The sequence below is a fragment of the Variovorax sp. LjRoot130 genome (genome assembly GCF_964253755.1).
Classification (GTDB): domain Bacteria; phylum Pseudomonadota; class Gammaproteobacteria; order Burkholderiales; family Burkholderiaceae_C; genus Variovorax.
In genome coordinates this window covers 506,087-518,015 of record NZ_CAXURM020000002.1, presented here as the reverse complement: position 1 = coordinate 518,015, position 11,929 = coordinate 506,087, and the positions used below count along the sequence as shown (strand labels likewise).

Annotated in this window: 12 protein-coding genes; 5 read left to right on the top strand and 7 right to left on the bottom strand. The window is 65.4% G+C overall.

Going from position 1 to position 11,929, the window contains the following annotated elements:
- Positions 1-252: 252 nt before the first annotated feature.
- Complete coding sequence (locus ACSQ86_RS32155) at positions 253-633, top strand: cupin domain-containing protein (protein WP_436307130.1); 381 nt, start codon at positions 253-255, stop codon at positions 631-633.
- 22 nt (positions 634-655) lie between these two features.
- Here the strand turns inward: ACSQ86_RS32155 and ACSQ86_RS32150 are convergent, their stop codons facing one another.
- Positions 656-1,351 carry an adenylate/guanylate cyclase domain-containing protein gene (locus tag ACSQ86_RS32150; RefSeq protein ID WP_436310887.1) on the bottom strand — a complete coding sequence of 232 codons (696 nt, stop codon included), beginning with the start codon at positions 1,349-1,351 and terminating at the stop codon, positions 656-658.
- Between the two features lie 181 nt (positions 1,352-1,532).
- Here ACSQ86_RS32150 and ACSQ86_RS32145 point away from each other — a divergent pair, with 181 nt between their 5' ends.
- From ACSQ86_RS32145 to ACSQ86_RS32135, 3 genes are all read left to right on the top strand, one after another.
- Positions 1,533-2,360: a phytochelatin synthase family protein gene (locus ACSQ86_RS32145; protein ID WP_436296927.1), complete on the top strand. Its 828-nt coding sequence runs from the start codon at positions 1,533-1,535 to the stop codon at positions 2,358-2,360.
- A gap of 337 nt (positions 2,361-2,697) precedes the next feature.
- Positions 2,698-3,624 (top strand): histone deacetylase family protein, encoded by a 927-nt coding sequence (locus ACSQ86_RS32140; RefSeq protein ID WP_436310886.1) that lies wholly within the window; start codon positions 2,698-2,700, stop codon positions 3,622-3,624.
- A 4-nt stretch (positions 3,625-3,628) separates the two neighbouring features.
- Positions 3,629-6,319, top strand: a complete 2,691-nt coding sequence (locus ACSQ86_RS32135) for a bifunctional acetate--CoA ligase family protein/GNAT family N-acetyltransferase (RefSeq protein ID WP_436307753.1) — start codon at positions 3,629-3,631, stop codon at positions 6,317-6,319.
- 394 nt (positions 6,320-6,713) lie between these two features.
- On the opposite strand, the gene ACSQ86_RS32130 is transcribed toward ACSQ86_RS32135, so the two are convergent.
- From ACSQ86_RS32130 to ACSQ86_RS32120, 3 genes are all read right to left on the bottom strand, one after another.
- Positions 6,714-7,007 (bottom strand): type II toxin-antitoxin system Phd/YefM family antitoxin, encoded by a 294-nt coding sequence (locus ACSQ86_RS32130; RefSeq protein WP_436307132.1) that lies wholly within the window; start codon positions 7,005-7,007, stop codon positions 6,714-6,716.
- Between the two features lie 440 nt (positions 7,008-7,447).
- Entirely contained in the window at positions 7,448-7,735 is a 288-nt protein-coding gene (locus tag ACSQ86_RS32125; RefSeq protein WP_436302599.1) for a hypothetical protein, read from the bottom strand.
- A 193-nt stretch (positions 7,736-7,928) separates the two neighbouring features.
- Positions 7,929-8,285, bottom strand: a complete 357-nt coding sequence (locus ACSQ86_RS32120; protein ID WP_436302598.1) for a hypothetical protein — start codon at positions 8,283-8,285, stop codon at positions 7,929-7,931.
- Positions 8,286-8,380: 95 nt separating this feature from the next.
- On the opposite strand from ACSQ86_RS32120, the gene ACSQ86_RS32115 reads away from it, so the two are divergent.
- Positions 8,381-8,935 carry a thermonuclease family protein gene (locus ACSQ86_RS32115; protein ID WP_436310885.1) on the top strand — a complete coding sequence of 185 codons (555 nt, stop codon included), beginning with the start codon at positions 8,381-8,383 and terminating at the stop codon, positions 8,933-8,935.
- 414 nt (positions 8,936-9,349) lie between these two features.
- Here ACSQ86_RS32115 and ACSQ86_RS32110 read toward each other — a convergent pair whose 3' ends face one another.
- The 3 genes from ACSQ86_RS32110 to ACSQ86_RS32100 are packed head-to-tail and all read right to left on the bottom strand — an operon-like array spanning position 9,350 to position 11,864.
- Positions 9,350-9,763: a VOC family protein gene (locus ACSQ86_RS32110; protein ID WP_436294921.1), complete on the bottom strand. Its 414-nt coding sequence runs from the start codon at positions 9,761-9,763 to the stop codon at positions 9,350-9,352.
- Positions 9,764-9,823: 60 nt separating this feature from the next.
- Positions 9,824-10,819 carry a 2-hydroxyacid dehydrogenase gene (locus ACSQ86_RS32105; protein ID WP_436307133.1) on the bottom strand — a complete coding sequence of 332 codons (996 nt, stop codon included), beginning with the start codon at positions 10,817-10,819 and terminating at the stop codon, positions 9,824-9,826.
- 49 nt (positions 10,820-10,868) lie between these two features.
- Positions 10,869-11,864, bottom strand: coding sequence for a threonine ammonia-lyase (locus tag ACSQ86_RS32100; RefSeq protein WP_436310483.1), 996 nt, complete (start codon positions 11,862-11,864; stop codon positions 10,869-10,871).
- Positions 11,865-11,929 lie beyond the last annotated feature (65 nt).

Sequence of the window (11,929 nt, the reverse complement as noted above, 5' to 3'; positions counted from 1 at the left end):
CGGCCTAGAAGGCCTGTAAGCCTGCGCAGCCCGGATGGGGCCGTCGACCGAAAATGCGCATCGGGGCCCAGTGGACCTTCGAGATGCGCGCCACTGGGGCGGCTGTCCAGGCTCGCACCCAGTTGATCTTTTGGATCGGGCGAAAAATGGGTCGCCGGAAGCGTGGCCCGGGACTAATATTCAATCGTTCGATGCGCGGCTTAGCACGAGGCTGCTGCGGACTAATTGCTCACTCGTGCAAGGAGAGTAGTGATGGCAAGTCCGATGAATGTCACCAAGCTCCAGACGAAATCCCATGACGAACCGGATGAGGTTCGGGAGCCGGAAAAGACTCGGGTCGAAGTGGTCCGCCTCGAGGGGTACACGCTTGGACGCTTCAAGTTTCAGCCCGGGTGGCGCTGGTCGACGTGCATCAAGCCGGTCGTCGGCACGGATAGTTGCCAAGTAGCTCACGTTGGGTACGCGGTTTCCGGTCGAATCACCGTGCAAATGAATGACGGCTCGAAGACCGCAATTGAGGAAGGCATGTCGTACACCATTCCTCCGGGCCACGACGCATGGGTCGAAGGCAACGACCCGTTCGTTGGCTTCGAGATGATGAGCGCAGAGGAGTACGCAAAGCCCAAGAGCTGACCCCGACTGGTCTGACCTCCCTTCAGTGATGAGCGGATCGCGAGCTACTTGAGCCGGCGGCGACGGCTGCCGTCGGCTGGACCGAAGGTGGCGCGCGGAAACAGCATGCTCGGGAGCGAGGCTTCTTTCGTGCTCGTCGCCGCTCAGGACGAGAGGTCGTAGTTCCAGTCGCCGGCAGCCCAGGAGGCGGGCTGCGAATGCGGACTCGAACTACTGCGCGTACCAGCCCTAGTCCGGGACCACGCCGCGCACAGCCCAAAACGAGGTTGTAAGTGCGCGCGGACCGTCGGGAACACCACAAAGATACGCTGCCCGGACATGGCGCTGCTGCTGTCAGTGACGGCGTACACCTCGACCGGCGCCGCCTTGCCCCGGAACGACGCCGCCCCGAGGGGCTTGACCGGAATGCGTCCAACGAGTGCCTGCAGGTTGCCGGATCGATCAGGATCATCCGCTTCGCAAGCTTGGTGTGCGCCTCGAGCCGTGCGGCAAGGTTCACCGTGCCGCCGATGCAGGTGTAGGTCGCGCGCTGCTGCGTGCCGGCGTAGCCCGCCACCATTTCGCCGGTGGCGATTCCCACGCCGATTCGGATCGCAGGCTTGTCCGCAGCGATGCGCTCTGTGTTCAGCAGCTCGATCATCTCGACCATGTCGAGCGCCGCGCGCACCGCGGCCGCGCTGTGGTCGGGCAGCGGCAGCGGGGCGCCGAAGATGGTCATCAGCCCGTCGCCGTCCAGCGGCGACCTGCGCTGAAAGCGAAAAAGCCACACGGTCGCCTCTGGGACCGCCTCGAGTTTTTCGACAGAATTCTGCGGCGAGCTGACGATCGACAGCCCCCACTTCTACGGCAGTGCGGCGTAGTCGACAATGGGCCGCCCTCCGCAACCCCTGGAGTCACTCATGTCGCCGATCAGAAGCCTCGTCTGCGCCGCGCTGCTCGCCACCGCAACGCTCCTGTCGGCCTGTGCCACGCATGGCGCGGCAACGAGCCCAGCGACGACGAGCGTAGAGGCGAAAGCGTCTCCTGCGCTCGTGCCGTTTGCGTCCGATGAAGGCCTGGCACGTCTTGGCCGCTCGGGCGCAAAGATTGATTTCGCGGCGCTCGCCAACCAATTTGAAGCCCAGTACAACGGCACTTTCTGCGGGCCCACCTCGGCCGCGATCGTGCTCAACGCCGTGCACAGCCGCAGTGCCGACCTGCCACGCGACCACACGCGGCTGCGCAAGGACGATGTGCAGTTCATGCGAGCCGGCGCCGATCCGATCGTCCCGCGGTTCACGCAGGACAGCGTGATCGACAGGGGCCCCAAGACACGTGCGCAGGTGCTTGGCGAGCCGATCACCATTGGCGGCAAGCAGGTCAAGGATTTCGGCTACCAGCTGCGCCAGTTTGACGCAATGCTGCGCGCAAACGCGCTCGTCACCAGAGTTGTCGTCGTTGACGATGCGCTTTCCGAGCAGGCCATCCGCGCTGACCTGGCAAACAACCTCGCGCGCGGCGGCGACTACGTGATCGTGAACTACAGGCGTGAGGCCGTGGGCCAGAAGGGGGGTGGCCACATCTCGCCGCTCGGCGCCTACGACGCTGCGTCAGACTCGTTTCTCGTGCTCGATGTCAACCCGGCTGTAGCGGGCTGGGTCTGGATGCCGACGGCCACGCTGGTGAAAGGCATGCGCACTTTCGACACGGTGGAGAACCGTGGCTACGTGCTGGTCCACGCGCCATAAGCCCTCGGGCAACGCGAAGAAGTGTCGCTAGCTCATGTCCGTGCGTCAGGTGGCTCAGTCGCCATTTTCTGGCACCAGTGGCCGCGGTCCCCGCTCGCGCATTGACCAACCCACCGGCACGGTTCCCTGCCTGCCGCTCTGTGACCAGCTCGATCGCCATCGCCTTGCGGCAGACGAGCCCGCCATCTCGTGGGCACTTGTCGCGCCCCCCGACAACGATCGCCAGCGACTGCGCCGGCGCCCTTGCCTTGATGCAGCTCATGAAATATCGGATCGACCGCGCCTAGACTGCGCGCAGACCTCCGCCGCGCGGCGCGGGATGGCCCAGGAGCCGAATTTGCTGACCGCTTACATCACTCACCCCGACTGCGCACGCCATGAGATGGGCGCCGGCCATCCGGAATGTCCGGAACGGCTTTCGGCCATCCACGAACGGCTTCTGATCAGCGGTCTGCTCGACTACATGGTCCCGTACGACGCTCCGCTCGCCACCGATGATCAACTGGGGCGGGCACACTCGCTCGCCCATGTGCGCGAACTTGCTGCGGCTTCGCCGGACGAAGGGCATCACCAGTTTGACCCCGACACCAGCATGAACCGATACACCATGCAGGCCGCACGGCGCGCGGCGGGCGCCTCGGTTCTGGCTTGCGACCTGGTTCTTTCGGGCAAGGCGCCCGCGGCATTCTGTTGCATCCGGCCCCCGGGCCATCATGCCGGGCGCGCCGCCGCCATGGGCTTCTGCTTCTTCAACAACGTGGCCGTCGGCATTCGGCACGCGCTCGATGTGCACGGCCTGCAGCGCGTGGCGCTGATCGACTTCGACGTCCACCATGGCAATGGCAGCGCCGACATCTTCAAGGGCGACGAGCGTGTGCTCATGTGCTCCATATTCGAAAAAGGGATCTATCCTTTCTCGGGCGAGGAAGACGAGGGTCCGAACATGGTCAACGTCGGCTTGCGTTCGCGCTCGGGCAGCGACGCTTTCCGCGCAGCGGTCATCCACCAATGGCTGCCGGCGCTCGAGGCCTTCGCCCCCGAGCTCATCTACATCTCCGCCGGCTTCGATGGCCACCGGGAGGACGACATGGGAAATCTGGCGCTGGTGGAAGGCGACTACACATGGGTGACGCAGCAGACCATGGCCGTCGCGCAGCGCCACTGCCGGGGCCGGGTCATCTCCTGTCTCGAAGGCGGCTATGCACTGAGCGCTTTGGCGCGCAGTGCCGCGGCGCACGTCAAGGTCCTGATGGATGCAGACTAAGGTCATGGACAAGCACTACCTCACGCCGCTGCTGGCGCCGGGCTCAGTCGTTGTCTTCGCGGGCCACGCCGAAGACCCGGTAGGCCAGACTTCGCACGCCCGGGCCGTGCGCGAAGCGCTTCGCGCAGACCGGTTCAACGGAACGCTGCAGTTTCTGGACGTCCGCACCAGCGGCACGCTGGGGGATCTGGCGCAGACGCGCGCCGATCTCGCGATCATCGCGCTGCCACCACAGGAGATCGCCTCTGCGCTGGAGGTCGTCGGCCGCATCGGCTGCCGCGCCGCACTCGTCATCTCCAACGGCATCGCCGCCGAGCAGGCTGCGCAGCTGCGAAAGATCGCGCGCCGCGACGGCGTTCACCTCCTCGGTCCGAATTCGCTCGGCTTTCAGCGCCCCCCGTTGACGCTCAATGCCAGCACGGCCGGCCCGCTGGCCAAGGCCGGCCCGCTCGCGCTGGTGTCGCAGTCGGGCGCCCTGACGGCATCGATGCTCGATTGGGCGCGCGAGAACGCGGTCGGGTTCTCCAGCGTCGTTTCGCTCGGCCGCCATACGGCGGTGGACATCGCCCAGGTGCTGGACTTCCTGGCCAACGATGCCGCCACCCACAGCATCATCGTCTACCTCGAAGGGATCTCCAGCGCACGTCGCTTCATGAGCGCCCTGCGGTCGGCCTCGCATGCCAAGCCGGTGGTGGTGCTCAAGGCCGGTCGCAAGCCCGCCGGCAACGAAGCTGCGCACACGCACAGCGGCTCGACCGTCGGCAGCGACGATGTCTTCGACGCTGCGCTGCGACGCGCCGGTGCGGTGCGGGTGCGCTCGTTCGTCGAACTGTTCTCGGCCGCCAAATGCCTGGCCTCGCGCTATCGCCCGGTCGGCCGGCGCCTGGCCATCGTCACCAATGGCGGCGGCCCGGGTGTTCTGGCGGCGGACTGGGTCAACGAGATCGGCCTGCAACTCGGCAAGCTGTCACCCGACTCGCTCAAGACGCTGCAGCCCCGGCTGCCCGCGTCGGCTTCGCTCACCGATCTGATCGACCTTTCGGAGGAAGCCGAGCCGGCGCACTTCCGGGCCGCGGTCGATGCGGCCGCCGCCGACCCGCAGATCGACGGCGTCCTGGCAATCTTCTCGCCCAAGACAGGGGCCGATGCGGTCGCGGTGGCGCGCGTGCTGGCCGACATCCCGCGGCCGATGAGCAAACCGCTGCTGTCATGCTGGATGGGCGACGCCTCGGTCGGCCCCGCGCGTGCGGTGCTGGGGGAGGCCACCATCCCGAGCTTCCGCACGCCGGAAGCGGCGGTTGGCGCGTTCGGCAACATCGCGGCTTTCTATCGGAACCAGGCGCTGCTCCAGCAGACCCCGCCGCCGCTGTCGGCGCTCGCCAAGCCGGATATCGAGGGTGCGCGGCTGCTGATCGAGAGCGTGCTGGCGGAACGGCGCAAGGTACTGACCGAGATGGAGTCGAAGACCTTGCTGTCTTCCTTCCATATCCCGATCACCCGCACCTTGCTGGCGCGCAGCGCCAACGAAGCGATGATGATCGCCGCCCAGCTGGGCTTCCCCGTCGCGCTCAAGATCGATTCGCCCGACATCAGCCACAAGTCGGATGTGGAGGGCGTGGCGCTGAACGTCATGAACGGCGCCGGTGCACGCGACACGTACAGCGACATGATGGAACGCGTGGCGCGCCTGGCGCCCGACGCGCGCATCAACGGCGTGACCGTTCAGAAGATGGCCACGGCCCGGCGCGGGCGCGAAATCCATGTGGGCCTGGTGACGGACGATCCCTTCGGCCCCGTCATCGTGTTCGGCGCAGGCGGCACCATGATCGAGCTGCTGGACGACCGTGCCATGGAGCTGCCGCCGCTCAACCAGTTCCTGGCGCGCCGGCTGATCGAACGCTCGCGGGTCGCCGAAACCCTGCACGAATGGCGCGGGGCCGCAGCCGTGGACATGGAGGCGCTGGAACAGGTGCTGCTGCGGGTTTCCGAGATGGTGTGCGAACTTCCCGAACTGCGGGAGATGGACATCAACCCGATCATCGTCGACGAAACGGGCGCAGTGGCGGTCGATGCTCGCATCGTCGTCGACAGCACGCCGCAAGGCACGAGCGGCCTCATCAACAGCTACCAGCACCTGGCCATCCTGCCCTACCCTGCGCGCTACCAACGCGAGTGGCCTTTGCCCGGTGGGGGCACCTACACCGTGCGAGCCGTTCATCCCGACGACGCGCAGATGCTTCAAGCCCTGGTGCAGCAGCTCTCGCCGGAAAGCCGCTGGTTCCGGTTTGTCTCGCGCTTCCACGAGTTGCCGCCGTCCATGCTTTCGCGATTCACCTTGATCGACTACGACCGCGAGATGGCGCTGGTCGCAGTGGTGCGGGAGCGTGGCGTCGCGGACGATGGCGCGGTCCGCGAGACCGAACGCATCGTGGGCGTGTCGCGCTACATCACCAATCCAGATCAATCGAGTTGCGAGTTCTCGTTGGTGGTTGCAGACGACTACAGCGGCAAGGGACTGGGATCACGCCTGTTGGAGGCGATCATCGATGTGGCCCGCGACAAGGGCCTCTCGGAGATCGATGGGCTGGTGCTGAGCAACAACGCCGATATGCTGAAGCTCGTGAAGAGGTTGGGTTTTTCGATCAAGTCCTTTGCCGAAGATCCGGACTTCAAACTGGTGAGTCGGGCCTTGTGACTCGATCTCGCTGAGCATCAATGCGCCGAGGGCTGCTGCGGCTCGGACCGAACCGGGGTTGCGCGGAGCTCTGTGATCGCGTCTGCGCGTTGCCGTTTGCAGGATCGAATCGCGAGTTCCGCAGATGCAAGGCAGTTCGCGCGGATGCGTTCACTTCCCATCCGCGTATCGCATCGCCATGCCTATCCCCTCGTTGAGGGCATCAGCCCGCGAGCGGGCCGGCCGCTCGTGGGTGCGAACGCGAGAAGTGCCCGCGCTTTCACCACTTCAGCCTGCAACTTCTTAAAGCGCGCCGATGCGGAAGCGGCGTCCTGCTCCTCCATGAAGCTGCGAGCGGCATGCAGGCACGCCAGAAAGTTCGGAACCGCCCGAACCCTTGCGTTGACAGGAATGCTCACGACGCCGGTGCGACGCCGAGTGCCTGGTCCAGTTCCTCGTCAGACACGACCTGCCCCGCCAAGGCTTGCCGCAGACCGGTGATGGCGTCTTCAGCCTGCACCAGATTGGCATGCTCCAATTCAAGCGCATGGTAGTAGTCCAGCCGGCGCGCGTCGATCAATGCCACGTAGCTCGCACCGTTCTTGGTCAGCACTTTCTCAGAGCCGCTGCCCACCACGTCTTCGGCGAGCTCGGTGAGTCTGGCGCGCGCTTCGCTGATGGGAACGATGTCTGATGCTCGCAACGGCATTTTGCAGTATCCGTTAAGGTTGGCGTTAATCCTAGTCTAGCGACCAAACCCTGTTCTCGGCAATCGGTGCTGGACATGCTCGGTTCCCCTTTGCGGCCACCCGCATCGCCAGTGGCTGCCGGGACAACGGACCGTGTGGGCATTTGGCAAGTCCTTTTCTCGCGCGCCAGGCACGATAGGCTTTCGCTTCGCGATCGAGACGTCGAACGCGATGCGGTAGCCGGCCCATTGCAATGACACTTTGAGCCACAAATTCGATTGCTGACCGACGGCAGTGGGCCCAGCCGAAGTTCGGGTTTCTCGAAAGCGGTTGGCTGCGCCAGAATCGCGACGGCGCTTTACTGTCCGAACCCTAGCTGCTGCGTTCGGCCAGCCGCAGCGACGTCATCTGCTCTCCAGTGCGCGTTCAGGTCGGCGCTTCGCAAGACAACATTGATGCTTTAGGCTCCCACGAAGGTGAGCCGCACCTCGTGCGCCAGCCCATCGCGAACGATGTTTCGGGCATCGTCGTCTGCGAATTCGAAGAGTGCATCGGGGATATCGTCCTCCTCGAGCGCGAAGAGGATCTCGATGGCCCCTTGCTGGGCTTCGGAGAAGGTGCCGACCTGGGTCAAGCGGTTGAACTTCGCAGCCGTCTCCTGCGGCGCCAGCTGGCGCAACTCGAGCAACTCGAGCACGAGCTCGATCTGCGACGGGGTGAGGGGCTTGGGGGCAGCGGAAGACTTCATGGCGTTCGATCCTTTTCGGTGGGGCTCGGGACTGTTCCTTTGCTGAGAATCAGTCTCTTCGTCGATCCTTAAGCGTCGCTGAAAAGTGCTCGCTTCCCGGCTCGGCAGCGATCAAGAGCACGCAGCGTTTGACTCAGGCCCAAATGTGGGGCGCGTACAGAGGTACTGACGTCCTCTCCGGGGCGCACCCGGATCAATCGTCCCAATCCCGACGGTGGTGATGGCGATGGCGCCAACGCTCGCCCGGCCCGTCATAGACCTGCGCCGGCGGCCCGTAGTACACCGGTGCCGGGCGGTAATAAGCTGGCGGCGGCGGCCGGTAGTACACGGGAGGAGCCGGCTGATAGTAGGTTGGTGCAGGACGCGAATAGACAGGTGCCGGCTCGTAGTACACGGGGCCAGGCTCGGCAACGCCGATCGCCACGCCCGGAGCACTGATGCCGACGGACCAGTTCACCTGGGCATTCGCTGACGCGGCGGCGAAAAGTGCACCAACTGCCACAGCACCGGCCGCGGACCACTTGAAGAAGGCTGAACGATTGAGGTTCACAGAGACTCCTGAAGGGGCGAAAACTGCCCCCTGCAGTACACAACGCGCGCCCCGGGAGCGAAGTCACGTCTGCTCTGTGAAGATGGTTGCCGAACGTGACCGATCCGCGCTTGTGCCTTCGCTGCGAGATCCTGTCGCTTGCCGCCAGCGCCTACGATCGGGGGATGATCCGACTGATCGCCTGCCTTCTTTTCGCCCTTCCATTCTTCGCGCAAGCCCAGCCCCGCCTCTGTCTCGTCGTAGGTGTCTCTGACGGCGACACCCTCAGCGCTCGCTGCGGTGCTCCAGGAGCCTATGAGCAGGTCAAGGTGCGCGTTGCGGCGATCGATGCTCCTGAATCACGCCAGCCCTTCGGCCAGCGCAGCAAGCAGGCTCTCAGCGGGCTCTGCTACATGGAGCAAGCGCGAATCTCGCCGCGCGACACCGATCGATATGGCCGCACCGTCGCCGATGTGAAATGCAGGGGCGAAGATGCCGGCCGGCACCAGGTGGCCGGCGGATGGGCCTGGGTCTACGAGAGATACGCGAGTCGCGACGACGGCGCGCTGTTCAAGATGCAGTACACAGCCCGCGCGCAGCGTCTAGGGCTATGGGCCGATGCGAAACCTGTAGCACCGTGGGATTGGCGAAAGGCGCAGCACGGCGGCTGACGCTGAGGATGCCAGGGATTGCAGGCATATGCACAAGTGAAACCGGGACCCGACGCGTCTGTCATTTGACGTCATCTGCGCCCGGGTGAACGCGCCGTCGTCGGTCGTCGGCCGCATCCAGGACAGATCTCGCCAAAGTCTTTAGAGGAAAAGGCCGTGCTTCTTAGAGCATCGTCTGCGCCGTTTCAGAATGGCCGCGCCGCGCTACCTACTCCTTGTCGCGCGGCTCAGCCGCTTTGACCTGGAGATCGTTGGGCTATCCCATGGCGTACCCCGGAAAAGACAGACGCTGAAAAGCAGTCTGGTACACGCAAGCTTGGGCGCTGCCCCGAAAAACTCGTCGCGACCCGCGCCAGCACTCGCTCTCCCCCTGGGCCAGTCGGCACAGGGCGCTCCAGTCGTCTCGGGGCCGACTCAGGTGGCGTAGACCGCTTCCAGGTCGCGAAACCCCTTGATCTCGATCGGATTGCCGAAGGGGTCGAGAAAGAACATCGTCCACTGCTCGCCGGGCTGGCCTTCAAAGCGCACCTGCGGCACCAGCACGAATTGCGTGCCTGCATTGACGAGGCGCTCGGCCATGGCCTTCCAGTCGGCCAGCGCCAGGATCAGTCCGAAGTGCGGCATGGGCACCAGCTTGTCGCCCACGTGCCCGGTGGCCGCGGTGGCGAAGGGCTGCCCCAGGTGCAGGGAGATCTGATGGCCGACGAAGTTGAAGTCGACCCAGGTGTCGGTGCTGCGGCCTTCCTGGCAGCCGAGCACGTTGCCGTAGAACTGCCGCGCGCGGTCCAGGTCGGTGACGTTGAAGGCGAAGTGGAAGATGGATTGCATGGGGTTGAGGTGTTGTGGATGTGTGATGAACAGGACAGGTTTGATGCCGAGTGCCGCGTCTCAGTACCCCTTGCCGAGGTCGACGACGCCGCTCAGCGTCGGGCTCTCGAGTCCGGCGCTGACCTTGGTTGCGATCTGGGCGATGGCCTCTCGCACCACCGTCTGCGCGGCAATGTGAGGTGTCAGGACGATCTCCGGGCGCCGCCAGAACGCATGGCCGGGCGGCAGGGGTTCCTCTTGCGTGACGTCCAGCGTCGCGCCCGCCAGATGCCCCTCGTCGATGAGGCGCAACAGATCCTCCTCGACCAGATGCGCGCCACGAGCCACATTGATCAGATAGCCACCCGGCTTCAGCTGCGAGAGCGATGCGTGCGACAGGATGCCCTGCGTGGCGGGTGTCAGCGGCAGCATGCACACGAGGATGCGGGTCTCCGACAGGAAGCGATCGAACTCGTCGGCGCCCGACAGGCAGGTGACGCCGTCGATCGTCTTGGGGGACTGGCTCCAGCCGAACACCGGGAAATCGAACTGCGCCAGGCTCCAGGCGACCCGCTTCCCGAGCGCCCCAAGGCCCATGACGCCGACCGGGAAATCGCTGCGGATCGGCGGCTTGCGGGGTGCCCATGCACCGGAGGCTGCACTGAGCTCGTACCGATCGAACTCACGGAAGTGGCGCAGTATCGCGTGGCTGACGTACTCGGCCATCTGCACGGCCATGCCACCGTCTTCAATGCGCACGATACGAGCCTGCGGCGGAAGCCGGAGTTTCATCAGCGCGTCGACGCCCGCACCCATGTTGAAGATGATCCGCAGGCGCGGATGGGCGTCCATGAACGCCTGCGTGGGCGACCACACGATGGCGCATTCGGCCTGCTCGTCAGTGTGGGGCCAGGCGCTGATCGTGGCATGGGGCAGTGCGGCCCGCAGGCCGAGCTCCCAGGTGGTGGCTTCCGTGTGGCTGCAGCACAGCGCGATCCTGTCACGGACCTCCTGTGGTCCGGATGCGTCGCCTTGCGACGCGGTGGCAGCAGAAGAGGTGGAGAGGGATGCTTGCATGAAAAGGTTCGTGAAAGGGTTGATCGCGGGGTGCGATCGGTGGCGAATGTCAGGCGGCCACCGCCGCAGCGGATTTGAGACAGTTTGCGAGCATGGGCAGGTCGACGTTTCCGCCCGAGAGCACGATGACGCTGTCGCGCCCGCCCATCGACAAGTGACCGGCCAGCAGCGCCGCCAACGCGACCGCGCCACCGGGCTCGACCAGCATATGGAGTTCCTCGAGCGCGAAGCGCACGGCGACAGCCACTTCCAGGTCCGTCACGGCCACGGCCTTCTGCAGGAAACGCCGGTTGATCTCGAAAGGCAGTTCGGCCGGCGTGGCCGCCTGCAGCGCATCGCAAAAGGTCGCCGCGCCGGGCTCGTTCACCTCGCGCCGACCACTGGCGAGTGAGCGCACGGTGTCGTCGAAGCCCGCGGGCTCGGCGGCCACGAGACGCGTTGCAGGGCTCATCGTGTCGACGACCAGCCCACACCCGGCCAAGAGGCCGCCACCACCGCAAGGAGCGGCGAAGGTTCCCAGATGGCGCAGCGCATCGTCGGGCAGATCCTGGAGCGCTTCCAGCGCGACGGTGCCCTGCGCGGCGAGCACATCGGGATGGTCGCCCGGCGGAACGAGCGTGCCGCCCATCTCGGCCAGCAACTGCATGCCGATCGTTTCACGGCTCTCGCGACGGCGGTCGTAGTGCACGACTCGCGCACCCTGGTCCAGAGCACGGGCCACCTTGTTGCGTGGCGCGTCGATCGGCATCACGATGGTCGCGATCACCCCCAGCTGCCGAGCAGCCCAGGCGATGGCCTGGCCATGGTTGCCCGTCGAGTACGCGACGACGCCGCGCATGCGCTGCTCCTCCGAGAGGCCCAGCAGGGCATTGAAGGCGCCCCTTGCCTTGAAGGAGCCGGTGACCTGCAGGTTCTCGGCCTTGAGCCACACTGGCGCACCCGCGATCTCGTCGAGTCGGGCCGATCGCAGCAAGGGCGTGCGGCGAACATGTAACGCGATGGCGCGGCCGGCACGTTCGACGTCCTCGAAGGTAGGCACCCGCATGGCGCCGAACATTTCGTGCGTGATCGAAGGCGATGGACGGGTTCTGGTTTCTATCGTGCTCATGG

Coding starts and splice junctions, on each gene's coding strand:
- ACSQ86_RS32155 (WP_436307130.1), top strand. CDS start 253: ATGGCAAGTCCGATGAATGTCACCAAGCTCCAGACGAAATCCCATGAC.
- ACSQ86_RS32150 (WP_436310887.1), bottom strand. CDS start 1,351: ATGACCATCTTCGGCGCCCCGCTGCCGCTGCCCGACCACAGCGCGGCC.
- ACSQ86_RS32145 (WP_436296927.1), top strand. CDS start 1,533: ATGTCGCCGATCAGAAGCCTCGTCTGCGCCGCGCTGCTCGCCACCGCA.
- ACSQ86_RS32135 (WP_436307753.1), top strand. CDS start 3,629: ATGGACAAGCACTACCTCACGCCGCTGCTGGCGCCGGGCTCAGTCGTT.
- ACSQ86_RS32130 (WP_436307132.1), bottom strand. CDS start 7,007: ATGCCGTTGCGAGCATCAGACATCGTTCCCATCAGCGAAGCGCGCGCC.
- ACSQ86_RS32125 (WP_436302599.1), bottom strand. CDS start 7,735: ATGAAGTCTTCCGCTGCCCCCAAGCCCCTCACCCCGTCGCAGATCGAG.
- ACSQ86_RS32110 (WP_436294921.1), bottom strand. CDS start 9,763: ATGCAATCCATCTTCCACTTCGCCTTCAACGTCACCGACCTGGACCGC.
- ACSQ86_RS32105 (WP_436307133.1), bottom strand. CDS start 10,819: ATGCAAGCATCCCTCTCCACCTCTTCTGCTGCCACCGCGTCGCAAGGC.
- ACSQ86_RS32100 (WP_436310483.1), bottom strand. CDS start 11,864: ATGCGGGTGCCTACCTTCGAGGACGTCGAACGTGCCGGCCGCGCCATC.